The organism is Longispora urticae (assembly GCF_053902585.1).
In genome coordinates this window covers 17,510-37,478 of the sequence record NZ_JAQZSH010000031.1, presented here as the reverse complement: position 1 = coordinate 37,478, position 19,969 = coordinate 17,510, and the positions used below count along the sequence as shown (strand labels likewise).

Annotated in this window: 21 protein-coding genes and 1 pseudogene; 5 read left to right on the top strand and 17 right to left on the bottom strand. The window is 70.6% G+C overall.

The window, feature by feature from the left end:
* Positions 1–4 precede the first annotated feature (4 nt).
* Genes PT931_RS21370 through fxsA form a run of 3 tightly spaced genes read right to left on the bottom strand, consistent with a single transcriptional unit; the run spans position 5 to position 2,693 of the window.
* Entirely contained in the window at positions 5–1,324 is a 1,320-nt protein-coding gene (locus PT931_RS21370; protein ID WP_456247526.1) for an HEXXH motif domain-containing protein, read from the bottom strand.
* Positions 1,321–2,505 (bottom strand): FxsB family cyclophane-forming radical SAM/SPASM peptide maturase, encoded by a 1,185-nt coding sequence (locus PT931_RS21365; protein ID WP_456247525.1) that lies wholly within the window; start codon positions 2,503–2,505, stop codon positions 1,321–1,323. The genes PT931_RS21370 and PT931_RS21365 overlap by 4 nt, the downstream gene beginning before the upstream one ends.
* Positions 2,502–2,693 (bottom strand): FxSxx-COOH cyclophane-containing RiPP peptide, encoded by a 192-nt coding sequence (fxsA, locus tag PT931_RS21360; protein ID WP_456247524.1) that lies wholly within the window; start codon positions 2,691–2,693, stop codon positions 2,502–2,504. The genes PT931_RS21365 and fxsA overlap by 4 nt, the downstream gene beginning before the upstream one ends.
* Before the next feature lie 386 nt (positions 2,694–3,079).
* Here fxsA and PT931_RS21355 point away from each other — a divergent pair, with 386 nt between their 5' ends.
* Positions 3,080–3,790, top strand: coding sequence for an NUDIX domain-containing protein (locus tag PT931_RS21355; protein ID WP_456247523.1), 711 nt, complete (start codon positions 3,080–3,082; stop codon positions 3,788–3,790).
* A 17-nt stretch (positions 3,791–3,807) separates the two neighbouring features.
* Here PT931_RS21355 and PT931_RS21350 read toward each other — a convergent pair whose 3' ends face one another.
* Together PT931_RS21350 and PT931_RS21345 are read right to left on the bottom strand one after the other, a co-directional pair.
* Positions 3,808–4,503, bottom strand: a complete 696-nt coding sequence (locus tag PT931_RS21350; RefSeq protein ID WP_456247522.1) for an NUDIX hydrolase — start codon at positions 4,501–4,503, stop codon at positions 3,808–3,810.
* A 113-nt stretch (positions 4,504–4,616) separates the two neighbouring features.
* Entirely contained in the window at positions 4,617–4,925 is a 309-nt protein-coding gene (locus PT931_RS21345) for a hypothetical protein (RefSeq protein WP_456247521.1), read from the bottom strand.
* Positions 4,926–5,194: 269 nt separating this feature from the next.
* Between PT931_RS21345 and PT931_RS21340 the strand changes: the two genes are divergently transcribed.
* The 3 genes from PT931_RS21340 (at position 5,195) to PT931_RS21330 (ending at position 7,476) form a co-directional block, all read left to right on the top strand.
* Positions 5,195–5,719, top strand: a complete 525-nt coding sequence (locus tag PT931_RS21340) for a GNAT family N-acetyltransferase (protein WP_456247520.1) — start codon at positions 5,195–5,197, stop codon at positions 5,717–5,719.
* 102 nt (positions 5,720–5,821) lie between these two features.
* On the top strand, positions 5,822–6,322 hold the full coding sequence (locus tag PT931_RS21335; protein WP_456247519.1) for a SigE family RNA polymerase sigma factor: 501 nt from the start codon (positions 5,822–5,824) through the stop codon (positions 6,320–6,322).
* On the top strand, positions 6,319–7,476 hold the full coding sequence (locus PT931_RS21330) for a hypothetical protein (protein WP_456247518.1): 1,158 nt from the start codon (positions 6,319–6,321) through the stop codon (positions 7,474–7,476). The genes PT931_RS21335 and PT931_RS21330 overlap by 4 nt, the downstream gene beginning before the upstream one ends.
* 108 nt (positions 7,477–7,584) lie before the next feature.
* Here PT931_RS21330 and PT931_RS21325 read toward each other — a convergent pair whose 3' ends face one another.
* The 10 genes from PT931_RS21325 to PT931_RS21280 all read right to left on the bottom strand — a co-directional run bounded on the left by PT931_RS21325 (position 7,585) and on the right by PT931_RS21280 (position 17,810).
* Complete coding sequence (locus PT931_RS21325; RefSeq protein ID WP_456247517.1) at positions 7,585–8,262, bottom strand: vWA domain-containing protein; 678 nt, start codon at positions 8,260–8,262, stop codon at positions 7,585–7,587.
* 20 nt (positions 8,263–8,282) lie between these two features.
* The gene (locus tag PT931_RS21320) at positions 8,283–9,527 is read right to left on the bottom strand and encodes a hypothetical protein (RefSeq protein ID WP_456247516.1); all 1,245 of its coding nucleotides are present in this window, start codon (positions 9,525–9,527) and stop codon (positions 8,283–8,285) included.
* A complete protein-coding gene (locus PT931_RS21315; protein WP_456247515.1) occupies positions 9,524–10,987 on the bottom strand; it encodes a protein phosphatase 2C domain-containing protein in 1,464 nt (487 codons plus the stop codon). The genes PT931_RS21320 and PT931_RS21315 overlap by 4 nt, the downstream gene beginning before the upstream one ends.
* Positions 10,984–12,138, bottom strand: coding sequence for a hypothetical protein (locus tag PT931_RS21310; protein ID WP_456247514.1), 1,155 nt, complete (start codon positions 12,136–12,138; stop codon positions 10,984–10,986). Before PT931_RS21310 ends, PT931_RS21315 begins: the two co-directional genes overlap by 4 nt.
* 14 nt (positions 12,139–12,152) lie before the next feature.
* Positions 12,153–14,294 (bottom strand): hypothetical protein, encoded by a 2,142-nt coding sequence (locus PT931_RS21305; protein ID WP_456247513.1) that lies wholly within the window; start codon positions 14,292–14,294, stop codon positions 12,153–12,155.
* On the bottom strand, positions 14,291–15,040 hold the full coding sequence (locus tag PT931_RS21300; protein ID WP_456247512.1) for a hypothetical protein: 750 nt from the start codon (positions 15,038–15,040) through the stop codon (positions 14,291–14,293). The genes PT931_RS21305 and PT931_RS21300 overlap by 4 nt, the downstream gene beginning before the upstream one ends.
* 94 nt (positions 15,041–15,134) lie before the next feature.
* A complete protein-coding gene (locus tag PT931_RS21295; RefSeq protein ID WP_456247511.1) occupies positions 15,135–15,767 on the bottom strand; it encodes a Crp/Fnr family transcriptional regulator in 633 nt (210 codons plus the stop codon).
* Positions 15,764–16,264 carry a Pycsar system effector family protein gene (locus PT931_RS21290; RefSeq protein ID WP_456247510.1) on the bottom strand — a complete coding sequence of 167 codons (501 nt, stop codon included), beginning with the start codon at positions 16,262–16,264 and terminating at the stop codon, positions 15,764–15,766. Before PT931_RS21290 ends, PT931_RS21295 begins: the two co-directional genes overlap by 4 nt.
* Before the next feature lie 750 nt (positions 16,265–17,014).
* Positions 17,015–17,443, bottom strand: coding sequence for a hypothetical protein (locus PT931_RS21285; RefSeq protein ID WP_456247509.1), 429 nt, complete (start codon positions 17,441–17,443; stop codon positions 17,015–17,017).
* 25 nt (positions 17,444–17,468) lie between these two features.
* On the bottom strand, positions 17,469–17,810 hold the full coding sequence (locus PT931_RS21280; protein ID WP_456247608.1) for a polymorphic toxin type 24 domain-containing protein: 342 nt from the start codon (positions 17,808–17,810) through the stop codon (positions 17,469–17,471).
* Here PT931_RS21280 and PT931_RS21275 point away from each other — a divergent pair.
* Positions 17,736–18,002 carry a hypothetical protein gene (locus PT931_RS21275; RefSeq protein ID WP_456247610.1) on the top strand — a complete coding sequence of 89 codons (267 nt, stop codon included), beginning with the start codon at positions 17,736–17,738 and terminating at the stop codon, positions 18,000–18,002. The two genes, PT931_RS21280 and PT931_RS21275, sit on opposite strands and share 75 nt — an antisense overlap.
* Positions 18,003–18,118: 116 nt before the next feature.
* On the opposite strand, the pseudogene PT931_RS21270 reads toward PT931_RS21275, so the two are convergent.
* Together PT931_RS21270 and PT931_RS21265 are read right to left on the bottom strand one after the other, a co-directional pair.
* Positions 18,119–18,959 (bottom strand): annotated as a pseudogene (locus PT931_RS21270) (IS256 family transposase); the annotation flags it as partial.
* A gap of 329 nt (positions 18,960–19,288) precedes the next feature.
* Positions 19,289–19,795, bottom strand: coding sequence for a hypothetical protein (locus PT931_RS21265; protein WP_456247508.1), 507 nt, complete (start codon positions 19,793–19,795; stop codon positions 19,289–19,291).
* Between the last annotated feature and the right edge of the window lie 174 nt (positions 19,796–19,969).

Below are 19,969 nucleotides of genomic sequence, written 5' to 3'. Positions count from 1 at the left end.
GCGGTCACCGGTGTCGTGACGCCACCTCGGGATTGGCCAACCGCCAGCGGGCCTGGTTCTCGAGCAACGTGTCGCGCGCGCGCCGGACGACGTCGGCGGGCAACGGGGGGTCCGCGAGACGGTCGAGCGTCGTGCGCATCCGGTTCAGGAACAACGTTCCGGCCGCGGTGAGGTGCCCGCAGTCCTCGAGGGAGTCCATGGCATGGGCGAGTTGCTCCCCGACGTCGGCGAACTCCTGGGTGACCGTCGCGCCGGCCTGCGGCGTCGACCGGAGCCGGCCCAGTACGTCGGCTACGCCGAGAAAGGCGTACACCCCCTGGTACAGGCCCTTCAGCGGACGGGCGTCGCGGCGCCACGGAGAAAAATACAGCTGGGAGCCGGTCGCCCCGTACAGCGGGACGACCCGGAGCAGGCTGTAGAGCTTCGAGTGTTGCAACTCGTGGACGAGGGTCGCGGCCAGGCCCACCGCGTCGTCGGGGCGGGTGATGCCGAGCCCGCCGAAGGCGTCCCTGCTGGTGGCGCTCAGTACCGGCCCCTCCGAGTACCGGGTCAACGCCACGAGGGACGAGACGCCGGCGGCCACCTCGTCAGCGCGCCAGGGCACATGGCGCACGAGGAGCAGCCAGGCCTCCTCGAGCAGCCCCTGCCACCGGTCGAACTCCCCAGGACTGATCCGGTCCGAGACGGGATGGCCGTGGCAGGCCCGGAACGGGTCCAGGTCGTCCAGGTCGACGGTCAACGCACGGCCGTCGCAGTCCGCGCGCAGCCGGCGGAGCGGGTACCAGCGCCCCGCTTCCTTCCCCAGGTCGCGGGGGACGGTCAGCTTGTCGTCGACGGTGGTCACGGTGATCTGCTCGCCCCGGACCGCGATCCGGGCCGGGCTGAACTCGGGTGCCTCGACAGCGACCGCGCCGAGGTCGGGCAGTACGACGAGCCCGCCGCGCACACTCGACTCGACATCGGTGTCGAACCTGCTGCGGAACGCCGCAACCGCCGCGAGGGCGCCGAGGTGGGCCAGATCGGCGTGCACGGGGCCGGACATCCGCACGGTCCCCCGCAGCCGTCGTGAGCATCGGGCCAACCAGGCCCCGGTCCAGGGCCGGGCGAACAGGTGCGCCACGACGGCCGGTGCGGTCCGCTGCGCCTCAGTCAGGACCTCGACCGCCGCCGGGGACACGCCCGGGTTGGAGAGCGCGAGGAAGCGGAGCAGGAGAAGGTTCTCACTGAGGGCCACATCGCGCAGCGCCTCGACGACGTGCGTGTCGTTCCCGCCGGAGGGCAGGGCCGCGAAGGCCTGCGGCGAGATCCGGTGCCGGGCGATCATGCCGTGCCCCCCGGGGACCGCGCGGCCAGGTCGGTTCCGAGCCGGCGCTGGATGTGCCGGATGAGGAACAGCAGGTCCGCGCAGTACGCCGAGGGGTTGCGGAAGCCGGTGCCGGCCCGGTACCGGTGCGCGTAGTGCCCCGCGCCGCACACCTGGTGCACCGGGCACGCGAGGCACTCCGCGCACAGCGCGGCCAGCCCGATCTGGCGGGCGATCACGCCGGGGTGGCGGAGGGCGTCGTCGAGCGGGTCGGTCAGCACGGACAGGCCGGTGGCGGCGGCGCCCGGATAGGCGGACTTCAGGGAGTCGACCTGTTCGATCGCGCCGTCGGTCTCGATCACGACCATGTTCGCCGGGCTCAGGCCGACCTGCTCGGAGCGGCTGTCCCCGCCCAGTACCAGATTGATGATCTCCTCGAAGAACCGGACCGCCGTCTCCTGGTGGGCCGCGCCGTACCACCGGTCGAAGACCCGCGCCAGCCAGTGGCCGTAGCGCGCGCCCGGCGGGGGCGGGGCGGACCAGTTCGTGTGGGGAAGCAGGAAGTCGACTGCCGGCGGGGTGGACTCCAACAGCGCCTCGTAGCAGGCGACCGGATCGGTAGCCAGGTCGATGGTGCACAGCAGGCCGGTGAACAGTGGCCGGTAGCGGGGCGTCGACAGCAGTCCCACGGCCCGGCGGACCTCCTCGGCACTGCCCCGGCCGTCGAGGTGCCGGCGGTGCCGGTCGTTGTCGGGGCCGGGGCCGTCCAGGCTGACGCCGACGCGCACGCCCGCGTCGGCCAACGCGCGCAGGATGGGTTCGGTGAGGAGCACCCCGTTGGTCTGGAGGGAGACGCCGAGGCGGGTGCTGGACGGCACCGCCCGGCGGAGGGCGTCCGTCAGCCGGACCAGGTGGGCCGTGCCCGCCATCAGGGGTTCGCCGCCGTGCAGGACCACTGTCGCCTCGGCGAGCCCGTGGGTGGCGGCGTGTTCCGCGACACGGTGCACGGCGGCGGTCCACACCGGCTCGGACATCACCGCCGGCCGGTCCCGCCAGGACTGATCTGCCATTGTGTACACATAACAGTAGTCACAGGCGAGATTGCAGTGCTGGTGCACCTTCAGCACAAATTCCCCGAACGGCGTGGGCCGCCAGCCCACCGGCGGTCCACGGTCCACGGTGTCCGGTGCCGGCTCGCTCATCGCTGATGGCTCTGGAAACCCGCGCTGACGTCGACCGGGCTCTCCAGCTCCCGCAGGACCCGTCGCAGCGCGTTCGCCAGCACCGTGTTCCCCGCGGCCATCAGTTCGGGCAGGGGCAGATCGGTCACGTCTATCAGGACGTCGTCCCGGGCAGCAAGGACGACCTCGTCGTCGGTGGTGTCACGCATCCGCTGGCCTCCTACTAGAAGACAGGGCAGCCCAGGACTGTGCGCGGGTCGCACCGCCCACGACGCGCGACCCAAGGGCGTAGGGGTCAGAGAACGGGCCCTCTCCCGACAGGCCCGGCGGGCAGTTCCTGAGTCATGCCCGTCTATGTACGATACTGCGGCGGCGTTCACTTTCACAGAGGGGGAAAGTCACGCTCAGCGATCATCGGGGCGGCGTCTCCCCACGCCCCTCCCCGGCGACCGGTCCACGGGGCGTCCGCCCCCGCCGTCGGGCGACCACCTTCCCGTCAGCGTCACCCTAGCGATGCGGACACGTTCTCGTCAACATGACATCAAATTCTCGAAGGGTACTTGATGTCAGTGTGACGAAAAGATAACGTGGTGTCATGACCAGCACCGCCGGCCGCCCCCGGGTCGCCCTCACCGTGGACCTCGCCGTCCTGACCCTGCTCGACGACATCGTCCAGGTGCTGATGGTCGAGCGGGCCAAGGCGCCGTTCCGGGGCGCCCTCGCGCTCCCCGGCGGGTTCGTCGAGGCCGGCGAGTGCCCGGACGTCGCGGCGGAACGGGAACTGCGGGAGGAGACCCGCCTCGAGGCGCGACCGCTGCGCCTGGAGCGGCTCTCCGTCTACGGCGCGGCCGGCCGGGACCCGCGCGGCCGGATGATCAGCGTGTGCTTCGTGGCCTTCTCCCCGGACGTGGCCGCGCCGACCGCCGGGAGCGACGCGGCCGCCGCCCGGTGGGTCCCGGTGGCCGAGGTGGTCGACGGAACCCGACCGGTGGCGTTCGACCACCGGCTGATGATCGGGGACGCGCTGCGGCACGTGCGCGACACGTTGCAGTTCTCGACGATCGCGGCCAGCTTCTGCCCGCCCGTGTTCACGCTGCGGGACCTGCGCCGGGTCTACGAGACCGTCTGGGACGCGGCGCTCGACCCGGACCGGTTCCGGATCGGCGTCACCGGGGCACCCGGGTTCGTCGAACGCTGCGGCGGGCCCGGCGGCACCTTCCGCCGGGGCCCCGCCGGCACCCTGAACCCGCCGATCCCCCGCCATGCCGTGCCGCCGCCCCCGGCGGAACCGCGCGGCGCCCGCTGATCCGTCGGAGCGGCTCGCTAGTGCCGGAGCATGGGTGGGTACAGGTCACGGATCTCTTCGGTGCCGCGGCGGTACAAGCTGGCGGGGCGGCCGGTCTCCAGGGACCGCTTCTCCCCGGTCGGCTCGACGAAACCCTCCGCGCCGACGACCTTGCGGTGGAAGTTGCGCGGGTCGATGTACTCGGCCCCCCACACCACCTCGTACACCTGGCGGAGTTCCCCGATGGTGAACACGTCCGGGCAGAACCGGGTCGCCAGCGTCGTGCGTTCGAGCTTGGTCCGCGCCCGCTCGACGGCGTCGGCGAGGATCGTCCGGTGGTCGAACGCCACCAGCGGGCTCCCGGCGAGCGCACGGTCCACCGACGCCCAGACGGCACCCGCCGCGTCACTGCCCGCGACGGGTTCGGGCAGGTTGGGCAGGATCGCCAGGTAGGCCACGGACAGAATGTGTCCGCGCGGGTCCCGGTCGGGTTCGCCGTAGGCGCGGAGCTGTTCCAGGTGCAGCCCGGAGAGCCCGGCCTCCTCCTCCAGCTCCCGGACCGCCGCGACGTCCGGACTCTCGCCGGGGCGGATGAACCCGCCGGGCAACGCGGACATCCCCCGGAAGGGCTCGTTGTCGCGCTCGATCAGCAGCACCTGGAACTGCCCCTCGCGCACGGTCAGGATCACCAGGTCCACGGCGACCATGATTTTCGCCAGCGGTCTCTTACTCATGCCTACAGGTTATCGACTAAAAGTCGGGCTGACACGAAGCAGCCCGGCCTCCAGGGTCACGCCTACATAAAACTTTTGGTCATCCGGACGATTTGTCGGCGACGGCCACCGGGTCAGACGCCGACCGCGCCGGTCGCGGCCAACCGGGCCGCCCCTTCCGGGCGGACGGGCCGCGCGGCGGGGCCGGGGTCGTCCAGCCGGACCCAGCCGGGGCCCGCGGTGAGCAGCGTCGCGAGGTTGTCGGCGCGCTCCCGGGCCAGGCACTCCACCAGCCTGTTCTGCCCGGCGACGGTCACCTGCACCTCGTAGCGGCCGCCGGAGGGGTTGAACCGGACGAACACCTCCGCCCGCTCGAACTCCGCCCGCTTGCCGTTCCACCAGTGCGCCGTCGTCGTCATCTCCACCCCGAAATACTCGAACATGTGTACGCACAAGTCAAGCCGACACGGCGGGCGCGCCCCCGCCGGCTACCCGGTGACGCAGATCACAGACGAGGACGCGGAAAGCTCGCGCTCCACCGCGCCCAGGTCGCCGGCAGAACACCCCAGGACCGCAGGGAAGCGGCTGGGAGTGCCGACCCGTACTCCCCTGAATGGTGTTGGGGTTTTCGGGGCGGAGTCGGGCTCTGGAGGTGATCGCGGTCGGGCGGAAGGGGCTCGTCCGGCTGTCGACGCGCGGCTACCTTGGCCGCATGCCTGAGCTGATCCCGCCCACCACCCGCCTGCACACCGCCTTCCTGGACTGCCGCGACGACTGGGGCCGCGGCGTCGACCACGAGGACGGCTTCGGCCTGTCCGTCGACGACGACGTGGACTCCCCCGCCGGGTTCGCCGCCTGGATCCACGCCCGGACCCGCGGCGACCACCCGGCCGGATCGCCCTGCCCGGACGGGCCGCACGGCTCACCCCGGTGGATCGTCGAGAACGGGCAGGTCCTCGGCGGAATCGCCCTGCGGCACCACTTCGACGACACGGTCGGCCGGATCGGCTACGGCGTGCGTCCGTCGGCGCGCCGCCGGGGCCTGGCCAGCTGGGCCCTGGGCGAGATGCTCGAGCAGGCCCGCGTCACCCTCGGCCTGGACCGCGTCCTCATCCCCTGCCTCGCGGACAACCTCGCCTCGGCCCGCACCATCGAACGCAACGGCGGCGTCCTCGAGGGCATCCGCGTCAACGCGCTCGGCCACCGGGTGCGACGTTACTGGATCGAACTGGGCTGACCCGTTCCCGGCGGGCCGCCACCCATTCGACCAGCCCGGATGCCAACCTTTCCGGGGTGCCAGCGCGTCCCACCGCAGGACACCCATGCGAGAGAGGGTTCGATGAACGAACAGGACTTCCGTGACTTCGTCGCGGCCCGGTCCCCGGCGCTGCTGCGGACCGCGTACCTCCTGGTCGGCGACTGGCACCGGGCCGAGGACCTGCTCCAGACGGCGCTGACCAAGACGTATCTCGCGTGGCGCCGGCTCGGGGAGATCGGGGCGGTGGAGGCGTACACCCGCAAGGTCCTGGTGAACACGGCGACCAGCTGGTGGCGCCGCCGGTGGACCGGCGAGCGGCCGACGGCGGACCTGCCCGACACCCCCGGCCCGGACGGCCTCGACGCCCTCGTGGTCCGCGACGAACTGTGGCAGCAGGTCCGCCGGCTGCCCGCCCGGCAGCGCGCGGTCCTGGTGCTGCGCTACTACGAGGACCAGTCCGAGGCAGAGACCGCCCGGCTGCTCGGGGTCAGCGTGGGCACCGTGAAGAGCCAGGCCTCCCGCGCCCTGGGCACCCTGCGGGTCCAGCTCGGCACGCGCATCCCGGAAGGAATGGACCGATGACCCCGACCGAGGACGACCTGCGCCGCTCACTCAACCGCCAGGTGGCGGTCCCACCCACAGCCCCCGGAACCCAGGGCCGTGCCGACCGGGCGATCGGGGCCGCCCGGACCGTCCGCCGCCGCCGCGCGCTCGCCGTCGGCGCCGCCGTGCTGGTTCTCGCCGCCGGCGGGGTGTTCGCGGCGACCCGGGCCGGCTCCCGGCACGTACCGCTGCCGCCCGCCGACCCGGCCCCCACCGTCAGCCCGACCCCGCCGTCGACCGACTCGCCCCGCCTCGACCTGGTGCTGCTCCCCCGCGGCGACGGGGACATCTCCCTGTGGTCGGCGGAGAAGCGGGGCATCGTGCTCCCGAAGACCCCCGCCCACGTCGTCAAGGTCACCGACGGCTGGCTCACCCTCGGCGACTACGGACTCCCGGAACCCTCCTTCTGGGTACGGTCCACCCTGGAGCGCGTCCCCCTCCCCGCCGACATCTCCTACGTCGTCGTCGCGCCCGACGGCCGGCGGGTGGCCTGGCGCGCCGCCGGGCTGCTGTCGACCGGCACCCTGAGCGGCGGAAAGCTGGTCGTCGAACACTCGACACCGGCGCCGGCCGAGGGCGGCCCGCTCGCGTACACCGGGGACGCCGTCTACCTGGGGCGGCCCAACAACGGCGGCATGGAGTGGCACGACATCTGGGTCCCGGCCCGGGGTGCCTACACGTCCACGCCCGGGCAGGTCGGCGACCAGACCACGGTGCTCGCGCCCACCCCGGACGGGAAGTTCCTCGCGGTCCGGCCCGGCAGGTGTCTGGTGCTGCTCGACCCGCTGGACGGGCTGCGCACCGTGAAATCGGTCTGTGGCACCGGTGTCAACCCGGTCCGGGACCGGCCGGTGTCCCCCGACGGCCGTTACCTCGCGACGGAGTACCTCGCGCCCAATACCGCGGGGGCGTCCCACACCGCCGTGTTCGACCTGACGACCGTGTGGGACACGCCCGAGCCGGTGGTGGTGTACCCGCGCAGCTACGAGGTGGCCTGGGAGGGCGACGGCACGCTCCTCGGGAACGACGGGACCGGGCTGGTCCGGTTGCGGTTGGACTCCGCGAAGCCCGGGGTGGTGAGCGCGCCGGGGGTGGATCCGACGATCGCCCGGCCGGTGCGGCGACCGGGCTGACCCGCCCGGGCTCCCGGCGGCGTACCGACGGGCGCCGGGACCCGCCGGTACGCGCGGCCGCGAGACCTCGACCGGTGCTCACCGGCCCGCGGTCACGGACGCGTACCGCTAGTCGACGTGCTCGTGGGGCAGCACGATCGTCTTGAAGTTCGCGACCTCGGCGGGCAGCTCCACCTGGCCGCGCTCACTGCTCTTCACCAGCGTGTTGAGCAGCTCGCCGAGGAACGTCGTGATCGCGGTGCTGCCGCCCAGGACGTCCTGGGCGATGAACGCCTTCTTCGTCGCGATCCTGCCGATGATGGCGGCCGGCGCCGTCCCGAACCCGAAGGTGACCACGTGCGGGTGCCGGGGCCACTGCCGGTCGGTCAGGTCCGCGAAGTCCTGCTCCCAGTTCTTGTCGCTGGGACCGCCGTCGGTGAGCATGAAGACCGTCGGCCTCAGCACACCCCGGCCCTGGGCGCGCAGCGCGGGAACGTCGATGTTGATCTGATTCTTGATCAGGCGGAACGCCTTGCCGTACTCGGTCAGCCCGTCACACTTCACCTCGGGGATCATCGCCAGCTTCTGCACGTCGGTCATGGAGACGACCACGTGCGCGTCGTCGTTGAAACTGATGATGGAGATGTGCGCGAACTCCGCGACCCGTGGACTGTTGGCCACGGACTCGATCACGTACTCCAGGGTGTCGTTCAGTAGCTGCTCGTGCTTGCCCATCGAGCCGGACGTGTCGAGGACGATGTAGGTCGGCAGGCAGTCGGAGTGGATCGTGGGAGACGGGTCGGTCATCGGTGGGTCCTCTCGGGTACTCAGCCGCTGAAGAACCGACGGAGCCGGCTCAGGAACGACGTCTTGGTGGTGGCCTGCGACGCGGCCGCGCCGGTACGGGGCGTGGTCGGCCGCTGCGGTGCGGGGGCCGCCGGAGCCGGCGGCGTGGGCGTCCGCCCGGACTGTGACGGGCGCCTGAGCGGAAAGACCGGTGCGGGCGCGGGGGGTGGCGGCAGGCGGACCCGCGGTGGCGGCGGCGCCGGTCGGGCGGGCGGCGGTGGAGCCGGCCGGGCCGGCGGGGGGTTCCGGGGGCGCCAGCCGGTCACGTTGTCGGGGGGCGCGCCGCCGGACGCCGGGGCCTGCGCCGGGCGGCGTGTGCGCGACCCCGACGTCGGGGGGCTGACCCTCTGCCCGGACCCGGCGGCCGACAACGCGCGGCACAGTTCGGTCAGGCTGGTCCGGCGCCGCCGGTCGGTCGCCAGCAGAATGCCCCGCAGGGTGTCGTACGCCGGGGCGAACGCCTCCGACGGCGGTTTCAGCAGCGCGCCGAGCACGTCCGGCAGCGTCCGGCAGCCCGTCACGCACCGGCTGACGAGCAGCGCGAGCCGGTACCGGTCCGTGGCGTTGTCCACCGGGACACCCTTGGGCGTCAACGGGTCCTCGAACCCGGGGGTCAACACGTGCCCCCGGGGTCCGAACGAGCAGCAGTCCAGGTCGATCAGGAACGCCGACTGGTCCTTCGGCCCCCAGAACGCGTTGGTGTAGGACCAGTCCGCGTACACGATCCCGCCGCGCTCCAGGATCGCCCCGATCGAGGCGAGCCGCCGGGCGATGGCGAGCCGGCCGTGCAGCCCCTGGGGCGGCAGCCCGCGGCCCAACAGGTACGCGTCGGGCTGGGCGAGCAGGTCCATGTCGACCCGCCGGACCTCGATCTTGTCGCTGACCCGGGACTTGACCTGGGTGATCAGCTCCTGTGGCGCGCGCGGGATCAGCACCCCGACCGTGACGCCGCGCTCCACGATCCGGGACACCGGCCAGGAGGTCCGCCGTCGGAGCCGGGTCCGGTCCGTCACGGTCAACGTGTCGGGGAAGGCGACCAGCCGGTCGAGGGTGCCGATGTCCGCCCGGACGAGCCTCTGCGGGTTGTACAACTTCGCGTAGAGCTCCGGGTGGGTCACCAGGGGCCGGATCGCGAGGCTCTCTCCACCGGCGTTCGCCCCGGTGATCGACTCCGCCAGCGGACCGAGGGCCGACTTCTCCACGATGGCCGGAAACGGGCTGGTCATCGCGGGGGCTCCTTCGCCAGGACCGGGCGCTCGCCGAGCCACAGGACCACGGCGGTCCGGTCGTCCTGGGCCGTGCGCGCCTCGTAGTTGACGTCGATCAGCACCGCCGTCGCGGGTACCGGACGCGACCACCTCTCGGCGAAGTACCGCTCGGCGCCGGGAAACTTGTGGAACGCGTCGGCGACGCCGTCGGTGAGCAGCGCCAGCACCGAGCCCACGGCGAACGTGGCCACCACGTGGTCCGCTCCGCTGGGTCGGTGCGGCAGGTAACAGGCGACGCTGTTGTCACCGTCGGTGGACTTGGCGTCGCCGGCCGCCAGCTCCCACTCGTCACCCTGACGGAGCCACACCGCCGAGTCGCCGACCGCGGCCAGCCAGACGACGCGGCCGCCGTCCCTGCCGGCCGTGGCGGGCACGACCGCGACGACGAGGGTCGTACGGATGTCGCCCTCGGACAGGTGGCGGGCCTTCGCCTGTTGCACCATGGCACCCGCGACGTACGTGAACACCTCGTCGGGGTCCAGCTCCGACAGGTGGTCGACCTGGGCCAGCCGGGTACGGAGGTAGGACACGGCGGTGGTGGCCGCGACCGTCGCGCCGAGGTCGGCCCGGGCGCTGTCGGACATGCCGTCGGCGACGGCGGCGATGAGGTACCTGCCGTCCTCGGTCCGGCCGATCCGGTACGCGTCCTGCCGCGGCTTGGTCGCCTCACTGTGCCGGTGCCCCGGCCCCACGACCGAGGCCGCCCGCACCGTCACATCGCCCAGCAGACCCTCGTCGGCGGAGATCCCCGGCTGGGACGGCTCGAGGGGCAGGCGCCACGCCGCGCGCGCCAGCGGGGACTCCTCGCCGAGTACCGGCGGGTCCAGGTTCCGCGACGGACGTGGGCGCGGTGCGTCCGGGCCGGGCCCCGGGGACACGGCCGGGCCGGGCGGCTGTCCGCCCTGGTGCCCGGGCCGTACCGGTTGCCCGTCGCCCCAGGGGCCGGGGCGGCCGGGGGACCGACCGGTGTCGGGGAACTGTTCGACGCGCGGCGCGGGCGCCGAGCCACGGGCGGGCGGCTCGCGGAATCCGTCGACCCGCCCGACCCGACCCGGGCGGTGGTCCCGGTCATCGTGGGGTCGGTCCCGGCGCTTGCCACCGTCGCGGTCCCGGTCGGGGCGGGGATACGGGGCGCCCTGGGTGTAGCCGCCGCGGTGCCCGTCCCGATGGGTGTACCCGCGTTCGCGGTCAGGGTCTCCACCGAGGTCGCCGCGCTGGCCGTACCCGTCATGGCTCCGGTCCCGGGTGGTGCGGCCACGCGGCCCGACCGGTTCGCGACGGTCGTCGTCGCGGGCCTCGCCGTCCTCCGCGGGGGCCCGCAGCACGCTCCACACCCGCGGCACGATCGACCACACGCCGTCGACCAGCCGGTGGATCACCCCCGGCTGCCGGGGTCCGCGCTCGTCCTGCCGCGTCATCGCTGCGACCCGTCGGGCGCGGTCGGTTGGGCGCCACGCCGGGGCCGGCTGCCCACCACGTTGTCGCCGCGCGCACCCGCGGGAGCGGCCGGGTGGGCGGCGGCCTGCCCCGCCGTGCCGGTCGATCCGGAGTCGACCAGCACGGACTCCACGACCCTGTGCCCGCCGGCCGGTGCCGGCACCGGTGCCGGCGGCAGCGCCGCGTGCTGGGTGGCTCCGCCGAGCGCGGCGTCCAGGCCGATGGTCGTCCCCCGGCCGGCGGCCATCACCTGGGCGACCAGCTGCTCGCGGTACTCGGCGATGTCCACGTCCTGCATGAGGTTGTTGTCCATCATGTGCTTGAGCACGTCGAGCCGCTGTTGCGCGCTGGCCTGGCGGCTCTCCGACAGCGCACTGATGATGCCGAGCACGTTGTCGGGGTTCCGGGCCAGGATCAGCCTCAGTGGCCCGTAGTCGCCCTGGAGGGCCTGGCCGACCGCCGTCATCTCCTGTTGTTCGAGGGCGTGCTTGTTGCTCTGCGTCGTCGTGTTGAGCACGTGCTCCGCTTTCACGACGACCACCTGGCGGAGCGCGGCATCCGCCATCTTCGCGGCTTCGAGGGTGGTGGCGTCCCGGACGATGTGCGCGAAGAAGCGGTAGATCGTGATGCCCTCGTCGAGTACCAGGGGGCTGCCGCCCAGCGTCCGGTTCATGTCCTGCTGGGCCTGCGCGTACTCCTCGATCGTGTACCGGCTGCTGATCATCACGAGCCGGTCCCGGAGCCGGGACAGCACCCGTTCGTACCCGTCGGTGATGTCGCGTCTGACGATCTCCACCGGGTTGTGCACCCGGAAACCGAAGCTGATCCTCCCGGTGAACGTGAGCGCGTCGTTCGCGCTGTGCAGTGCCGAGCTGATGTCCACGTTGTTGAACTCGTGCTCGGCGAGGCTCACGTCGCAGCGGACCTTGTAGCCGGAGAACGTGTGTTCCATCGGCCGGAGGGACCGCCCCAGGGGCACAAAGGTGTTGTCACGCTTGGCGTAGACGGCGGTGGCGGCCTGGTCCATCGGCCGCCGGCCGCCGGTGGAACCGGGCTGGGTCAGGTCCTCGCGGTACACGATGAGGGGTGCCAGAGCGGGCGCCCGGCGAGGATCCGGCTGCGGGTTGGTCATGGTGGGTGGTCCTTTCAGGAGAGGTTCGCGCGCAGGGCGGCGGCGGCGCGGGGTGCCTGCCCGCGGGTGCCGGAGGCGTCCCCCGACCAGGAGTCGGCGAGAACGAAGAGAATCTTCTTGGTACGCACCGCCAGCGCGGCCGACCGCGGATCCGCGGCGATGGACCAGCAGAGCCGACCGAACGCCGCGCGCGGCCTGGGGTACCGCTCCACGGCGGCCGCCCACTCGCCGAGCACGGCCCGGGCGGGCCGGTTGAGAACGGTGCCGTTCAGGGCGGTCCGCCACAGACCGGCGACGGTGCCGCGCAGCGTGTCGTCCTCGTCGGCGAGGCGGAGCAGCAACGGCCACGGGGTCGCCTCGTCGTCGGTGGTGACCGTCTCCCCCGCGACGATCAGGAACGCCAGCTGCGCGGCGTTGAGCTGCTGCTGACTCCCACCCCTGGCCCATCGGTCCAATGTGGACAGTACTTGCGGCGCAAGGGACCGCTGGTGGTCGATGAGATCCGCGAGGCTGCGGCCCACAGCCAGCGCCACGTCGAAGTTGTCGTTGCGGACCAGGGCCGCGAGTTGACGCAGCGCCTGCTCGGGGGCCTTCCGGCCGACGCTCGCCCCGTAGGCACGGGCGGCCGTGATCTGCAACCCGGTCTTCGCGTCCTCGGTGCTCCACGACTGCAGCACGCTGGACACCTGGTCGTAGAAGTCGACGGCCGCCGGCAGGGCCAGGGCGAACGCCGCGGCCTCCTGCCGCCGGGCGTCCCTGCTGGCGGCCCACGGCGTGATCACGGACCGCAGCACCCAGGAGAAGTCGAAGTGCGCGAGCAGCCCGACGGCCTCGGCGGCCCAGATCCGGACGGACTCGTCGGCATGCCCGCCGGCGTTGCGCAGCCACTCCAACATCGGAGTGCGCAGGCCGTCGTACTCGTGCCAGATCCGCTGGAGCAGAGCACCCGGGTACCGCGGATTGAGGTAGGTGACCACCTCCGTCGGCACGTCCCCGTGCAGGGTGGGGATGCTGCCCTGGGTGATCCGCGCGCGCAGCAGCCTCATCCGGGTGGCCCTGCTGCGGCCGAACGGGTCCATCGCCCCGCCCGACGAGCCGGCCACCGCCCCCGTCACCTGGTTCGGGCGCTCCACCGCCTTCCGCAACGACTCGGCCAGCGCGGCCATCGACCCGTACGCCAGACCGTGGAACGCGGCCAGCGAGATGGCCTGACACCGCAACTGGATGTCGGCCAGGTCGTCGAACCAGGCGGCGAAGTCCGCGCTCTCCTCCCGGGCGGCGCGTTCCCGGATCCGGTCGACGACGAGTGCGGAGTCGGTCCGCTCCTCCACGCAGATCAGCGCGAGGCGGGCGGCGCGCCCCAGACCACGGTCGTCGCGGAGCAGCTCCTGCAGGGCGTGGACCGCGGCGCGGTCGGCGAGCAGGGCGTCGGCCACCTGCTGCCCGACCCGGACCCGGAGGTGCTGGCGGACGATGTCCAACCCGTCGGCGGGCGCTCCGAGCGGAACGAGCCGGGACTGCACCTCGGGTGCCGACACCGCGGCGTGCGCGGACACGGTGAGCACCATCCGGGCGTCGGCCGCCTCCAGCATCGCGTCGATCCCCCGGAGCAGGTCGCCCTGCAGCCCTTTGGCGTCGGCATCGGAGACATCGGCGAGCAGGTACCCGGATCCGGCCCGGATCTGGTCCCGGCGCAGCTGGCTGAGGTCCCCTCCCGGCGCCACCCGGTGCAGGTCCCGCACGCCCAGGTCCCACAGCAACCGCAGCGCCGTCGTGGCCCGGCCGTGGCCCGGAGGCGCCTGCAGGATCAGCAGCCGGCGGCTCCGGGCGATCGTGAGCAGCCGGTCGTATCCGGTCGGCGGCAGGAAGGTCTGCCGCAGCAGGTCGACCTCGGAGGCGGCCACCGGCAGCAGCTTCAGGCTCACCTCCGCCCCGAGGTGCACGGAGTAGTTGTGCTGGTCGCGGCCGATCAGTGTCCCGCCGTCGATGTCCACGCTGCCGTTGAACATGGCACCGGCCGACCGGCGCATCCGGTTGGTGATGCTGACGCTGCCCGGGGTGTGCGCGCCGGACTCCAGGTCCTTCGCGGCGGCCTGGACGTCGCGCGGAACCTGGTCGGCCTCCGGGGCGGTCGGCGTCAGGGTCTCGTCGGTCACCGGACACCACCCTGGTACTGGTCCCGGCCGATCAGCACACCGGTGTCGTTGATCGTGACAGGTCCGTTGAACATGGCTCCCTCAGAGGCGTAGTGGGCCGCCGGACCGGTCGGTGCGACGCCGGCGGCCGGGGCGTCGGGCGGCGCCGGCGGGTCCGTGAGGCCCGGCGGCACCCGGTAGCCGGGCACGGTGACCCAGCCCGTCGTCCGCAGTTCCTTCGTCACGACCGGCACCGGGTGGTAGGCGCCGGCGTCCAGCCCGCCGTGGTGCTGGGCGACCGTGGCCTCGTGCAGCGAGTCCGACAGGATCGCCGCGAGCGGGGAGGCGGTGGCCTGGGCGAGCACCCGGCGCAGGCTCGGCAGGTCGACCAGCCGGCAGGCCGCGTTGATCGCGTTGCCGACCCAGCCCTGCGGGTCGGCGCTGACGAAGCCGACGTGCAACGCGAGCCGCATCCTCATGGCCGGCGCGTCCGGGTCGGCGGCGTGCTCACGGAGCGCGAGCAGCAGCTGCTGCTGGAACCCCTGGACGAGCAGGACCGGCGAGACGCTCGGCGGGCACAGCAGAATGATGCTGTCACCCCGGTCGAGGGCCACGCACGCGTCCCAGTCCATCCCCGCCCCGGTGACGGCCGCCTCGGTGGCCCGGTACATCGCGGTGCGCAGTCTTGCCTGCTCAGTCTCTGTTCGTCGGCCGTAACCCTCGATGTCGAGAGCCGCGATTCCTGCTGCGGTCGGCATGAGTTCCATAGGTCACCTTCCTGCGGTCGCCGTGGTCGTGGCACAGGTGTATCCCGCACGCGGCCAGCCTGGTATGTCAGGTGACACACGGTGAGAGTCGAGCTCAGTGGTCGATGAGTTTGCGCAGCACGTCCACATGCGAGATCGAGATCTGGCCGTGGTGGGTGGTGATCGCGCCCAGTCGCCGAAGGTCACGGACCGTACGGGCGACCGACTCACGGGAGGTGCCGGCGGCGCCGGCGAGGTCGTGCTGGTAGGTCGTCACCGTCAGGCTCTGGTGACGGCCGGCCAGGTCCAACAGGACCCGGATGATCCGTTCAGCGGCCGGATAGGCCCCGAACTCGAGCCGGCGGCGGTCGGACTCCCGGACCCGCTCGGAGACGAGCCGCAGCAGTTCCAACGCGACGCCCGGCAGTGTGAGCAGCTCACGGAACCGGTCCGCCGACACCGAGAACGCCGTGACCGGCGTGATCGTGGTGACCGACGCCGCCCGGGGTTTGCCGTCGGCGGCCCCGAACTCCCCGACGATCTCGCCGGGCCCCCGGATGGCGAGCAGGCAGACGTAACCGGTTGGCGAGGAGCTGGTCACCTTCACGTCCCCGGTCTCCAGCAGCAGGACGTGGGTGGACGGTGAGCCCTCGTGGAACAGGGCGGTGTTGCGCGGATACCGGACCCGGACCCCGGCGTCACGGAGCAGCTGACGGGATTCGACGGACAGCGATCCGTCCCCGGTCACCATCCGAGTCCACCTGCCACCAGGGCGGTGCCGGCGAGGACGAGGGCCGCCGCCAGCAGTCTGATCGCGCGCGCCGTCGCGGCGAACTTCTGTTGGGCGATCAGGCAGTTAGCCCAGAACTGCTGGGCGATCTCCGCGCCGATCAGCTCGGGATCGCTCATCAGTTCCCGGTACCTCCGGGTGAACCCGTGCTGGTCGTACCGGAACGCGCGGGCGACGTGGCGGAAGTACAGCAGGGAGTCCGGCACACCGCCCTCGATCCGGGGGATCAACGTGCGCAGGCAGTAGCCGATGCTGGCGAGCACCACCGCCAGCGTGCCGCTGAGCAGCACGAACCGCACCGGAGACGCGCTGAGGGAGTTCGGTGGCAGCATCGCCGCGAGCACGAACCCACCCAGGAGGCCGTCCGCCGCCAGGATCGCTCCGGCCTTGGTGTCGGCGAATTTCTGGGACTCGATGACTTGTTGCAGGGACGCCCATGAGCGTTCCAGGTTCATGGCGTGATCCTAGACATGATTGACGAAGATCAACCCTTGCGTCCCCGCGTGGGTGGGTCGTGCCTGGGTGCGCCAGTGGCTACCTGGGGGCCGACATGGCCCGGATCGCTTCTATTTGTCCCCGGGGGTGACGTGCGTCCGGGGCGGGCGGCGGGCGCCTGGGGTGGTGTGGACTGACAGACTTCGGACAGTGTCGCCGTCGGAGTGTCCGGGAAACCGCCGCTGCGGGGCACGGTGCGGCGAGCGGCACCGTGCCCGGGCGAACAACTCGCGATGGCTACTTGGCGTTGAAGTGGAGAGGGAGTCGGGGCCTGCCGCGGTGAACAGCGAAAGTCCGGAACTACCAGCGCTTTCATGAGCCCCGACCCATGAACCATGGTGGACCACAGCGAGCATCTGATGACCGGGCCACGACCTACACAATTCCGAATATGTCGATGCCACGGGGGCTCGCGTGATGGGCTTCTCCCTCGCGCGAGCATCCTTCGGCGCGCCTATGGACCACGTGTCGCACGGGCGACGCGCGCACGGCGCTGCGTCCTGTCGCGCTTCCACCGGCTTTCCGGCCCCTGACGTGCGACTACCAACTGGAAGCCCATCGTCTCCAAGCGGAACTGCACAAGCCCAGCGACGGCCGGTGCCACACAACCCGTCACTCATCGTGACTGTTGTCTTTCTAGAGTTGAAAGTGTGATTCGACTCGTCAAAGCGATGGTCCGCGCCTCGACGAGCCGAATCATAAACCAACTGTCAGGGAGTCGGAATATCGAGTACCTCGTACTCACACGAAGAGCCAATCACATACTGCTCAGACCTCAATAGTTGCTTAACAGACCATTCATCCGGGCTAGGATCGAGGTCCAAAATCCAGCGCCCTTCATCGCATAGTAGATGCAATCCGTCCGACAGGACTGTATTGAAGTACCTCTCACGCTGAGCAAGGCGATACTCCAATATGCCACCGATCGTCAGGCGAACAAGGCACCATTCATACAAGCGGGTTCCCGGCAGTCCCTCGCTCTTGCGCGTCGTGTCCATCGCCTGAATATCGACTACCAGGGCGCGTTCACTGGCGGGCAATACTGGCAGGTGGAGCCGCATTTCGGTGACGAGAGCATCCTCGAATCCGAGAAATCTGTCAACGAACGCTGATGCTTCACCAACTTCGATCATCGCCACTACAACCCCTCTTCACGATGCCAGGTCACGGTGTCAGGTCCCAGCCTGGCGGAAGTTCGTCGCCCGGAATATGTTCTGCTCCTGGGCCGTGCCCCGAGCCGAGGTTACCCGGCGGGTCGAGAACGTGTCCGTGCGGTCCGCCGGTTCCATGGAACTTGAAATCACAGTGACCAACTGCGTTGCCATCTGCGTCGTAGATAGTGTTCTGGACCGGGGTTCCAGCCTGGCCCGTTCGAGTATGAACTGAATTCGGCGTCCCGCCAGTTCCAGGGGCCTTCTCAGTTCCTGACGTGTGACCACCAACTGGAAGCCCATCGTCGTCAAGTGGAACTGCACAAGCATTATCGTTGTGCACGAGCACCGGCATGCTACCCGCGACGACGTAGTACGTGTGGATGTCTGCGACGGTGAAGTCGCGCATCTACTGGGAGCCTTGGTAGTTGCGGGCTGCGGTGACGCGTTGGGTTTGACCGTTAGGCGTGTGGAGCTGGTTGGGGCGGAACGCAACAAGTGCCTGACCACCGACAACCAGCCCACATTGTTGATTCGTGCACCTTGATTGTCGAATTGAATTGATCCAAATACGAGGGTGATGGCCCCGTATCATGGGACCATCACCCCTTGGAGCTATCGTGTGAAATTCGACGAACACGGGGCACACCGCTACCCCGCCCAAAGGTAGATCACGCACGTCTGCGTCACGGTGAGCGGCCAGGTCTGCCCGATCGCGTCCGGCAGGCCTTTCAGGCCGTCGCAGACGACCATGCACACGTCGGCCACGCCCCGGTTGCGCAGCTCGGTGAGGATCTGGAGCCAGAACTTCGCACCCTCACCGCCGTCACCGGCCCACAAGCCGAGAATGTCGCGGGTGCCGTCGACCGTGACCGCCAATGCCACATAGATGGGCCGGTTGGCGACCTTCCCTCACGGATCTTCACGTGGATCGCGTCCAGGAAGATCACCGGATAGACCGGGTCGAGAGGCCGGTTCTGCCACTCGGCCATGCCCTCGACGACCTTGTCGGTGATCGTGGAGATCGTCTGCCGCGACACCTCAGCGCCATAGACCTCAGCCAGGTGAGCGGAGATCTCCCCGGTCGTCAATCCCTTCGCGGACAACGAGATCACCATGTCCTCGACACCGGACAACCTTCGTTGGCGCTTCTTGACGATCTGCGGCTCGAAGCTGCCTTCACGGTCACGCGGGACCGAGATCTCCACCGGGCCGACCTCGGTCAGCACCATCTTCCACGCACGCCATTGCGCGAGTTGCCACCGTTCCTGCCCGCCGGGTCGTGCTTGTCATAGCCGAGGTGGTCGGTGATCTCACCCTCAAGCGCGGACTCCAGAACCCGCTTGGTCAGCTGCTGCAGCAGCCCACCCTCGCCGGTCAACTGCAAGCCCGTGGCCCGGGCCTGCTCCACCAGACGGTCCACCAGATCGGCATCCACACCGCCGACCCCAGACTGCTTCACGTTCTCGACCTCCACCAGGCCAGTATCGGTCCCGCCCATCATCACATCAGACATCAGGCGCTGCTCCAAGATCAGGAGTTACACCGTTGGTTTTACAGTCCCGATCAAAGTGCTATTGGGGCCTTGTTCGAGCTCTAGATGGTGGTCCCGCGAGAGCATCCGCGCAAAGAGTTGGACTTCGACTCTGGCATGACCTGTTGACGGCGGTGGTCACTGTCCATCCGAGTGAGACGGCTGGGCCACACTGTCAGCGGCCAGTTGGGAATTCCCCAGGTACGGCCAGGTGTGATGTCACGGCATGTAGTCGATCTTGGATGCCCTGCCCGTGGTCGCCGATGTTCGGCTGGCATGGTTCGTGGACTGGTCGAGGGCTATTGCTCGTGGGCTTCCACAATGTCGAGCAGCTCTTGGGCGGATGCCCGCAGCGGGGGCCGCGAAGAACTCAGCAGCCGGTAGGTGGGTACGCCAGCGGTGAGGACGGCCTGGACCCGGGCCTCGAACGCGGCGAGCTCGTGGCTGTCGTAGGGCCGCCGTGACGGGGAGTGGAAGGCGCTGCTGTCGGCGATCTCCAACAGCACCTCGATGGCTGCTTCCGCTACGTCCTCGCTCGCAGAGCCGCACAACGCGATCAGGAACGGCAGGACGTGCTCGGCCGGCTCCATGTACAGGCCGGAATGGCCGTGCAGGACGACGTCCAGGAGCGCACCGGCCCAGCGGCGCGGCTTGCCCTCGTGGGCCGAGGCGAGCCTTGAGAGCAACTCCGGGATATCACCGGCGTCGTGACCGTCGTTCGCCCGCATCCGCGCCCAATCGAGCCGATCGAGTCCGACCAGCGGCGGACGGGCCGTAGCACTTTCCCCACGCAGCCAACGGATCATCCCCATAGTCTGCCAGCGCGACTGGCGGCAACGGTCCGTGACTATCGCGGCCAGATGGCTCCCCGCTAACTGGATGCCTGTGGAGAAATCGAACTGGCCGCTGACACCACACAGATCCGGCGTTCACCTCAGAATTTACGGGCGCCTGGTCACAGACCGTGAAGACCGCGCCAG

What these genes read in the sequence shown, in the direction of transcription:
- PT931_RS21320 (WP_456247516.1), bottom strand. Translation starts at nt 9,527, where the DNA reads ATGACCAGCCCGTTTCCGGCCATCGTGGAGAAGTCGGCCCTCGGTCCG.
- PT931_RS21315 (WP_456247515.1), bottom strand. Translation starts at nt 10,987, where the DNA reads ATGACGCGGCAGGACGAGCGCGGACCCCGGCAGCCGGGGGTGATCCAC.
- PT931_RS21335 (WP_456247519.1), top strand. Translation starts at nt 5,822, where the DNA reads ATGAACGAACAGGACTTCCGTGACTTCGTCGCGGCCCGGTCCCCGGCG.
- PT931_RS21345 (WP_456247521.1), bottom strand. Translation starts at nt 4,925, where the DNA reads ATGTTCGAGTATTTCGGGGTGGAGATGACGACGACGGCGCACTGGTGG.
- PT931_RS21370 (WP_456247526.1), bottom strand. Translation starts at nt 1,324, where the DNA reads ATGATCGCCCGGCACCGGATCTCGCCGCAGGCCTTCGCGGCCCTGCCC.
- PT931_RS21325 (WP_456247517.1), bottom strand. Translation starts at nt 8,262, where the DNA reads ATGACCGACCCGTCTCCCACGATCCACTCCGACTGCCTGCCGACCTAC.
- PT931_RS21290 (WP_456247510.1), bottom strand. Translation starts at nt 16,264, where the DNA reads ATGAACCTGGAACGCTCATGGGCGTCCCTGCAACAAGTCATCGAGTCC.
- PT931_RS21265 (WP_456247508.1), bottom strand. Translation starts at nt 19,795, where the DNA reads ATGATCCGTTGGCTGCGTGGGGAAAGTGCTACGGCCCGTCCGCCGCTG.
- fxsA (WP_456247524.1), bottom strand. Translation starts at nt 2,693, where the DNA reads ATGCGTGACACCACCGACGACGAGGTCGTCCTTGCTGCCCGGGACGAC.
- PT931_RS21300 (WP_456247512.1), bottom strand. Translation starts at nt 15,040, where the DNA reads ATGGAACTCATGCCGACCGCAGCAGGAATCGCGGCTCTCGACATCGAG.
- PT931_RS21330 (WP_456247518.1), top strand. Translation starts at nt 6,319, where the DNA reads ATGACCCCGACCGAGGACGACCTGCGCCGCTCACTCAACCGCCAGGTG.
- PT931_RS21280 (WP_456247608.1), bottom strand. Translation starts at nt 17,810, where the DNA reads ATGCCGGTGCTCGTGCACAACGATAATGCTTGTGCAGTTCCACTTGAC.
- PT931_RS21340 (WP_456247520.1), top strand. Translation starts at nt 5,195, where the DNA reads ATGCCTGAGCTGATCCCGCCCACCACCCGCCTGCACACCGCCTTCCTG.
- PT931_RS21355 (WP_456247523.1), top strand. Translation starts at nt 3,080, where the DNA reads ATGACCAGCACCGCCGGCCGCCCCCGGGTCGCCCTCACCGTGGACCTC.
- PT931_RS21350 (WP_456247522.1), bottom strand. Translation starts at nt 4,503, where the DNA reads ATGAGTAAGAGACCGCTGGCGAAAATCATGGTCGCCGTGGACCTGGTG.
- PT931_RS21310 (WP_456247514.1), bottom strand. Translation starts at nt 12,138, where the DNA reads ATGACCAACCCGCAGCCGGATCCTCGCCGGGCGCCCGCTCTGGCACCC.
- PT931_RS21365 (WP_456247525.1), bottom strand. Translation starts at nt 2,505, where the DNA reads ATGAGCGAGCCGGCACCGGACACCGTGGACCGTGGACCGCCGGTGGGC.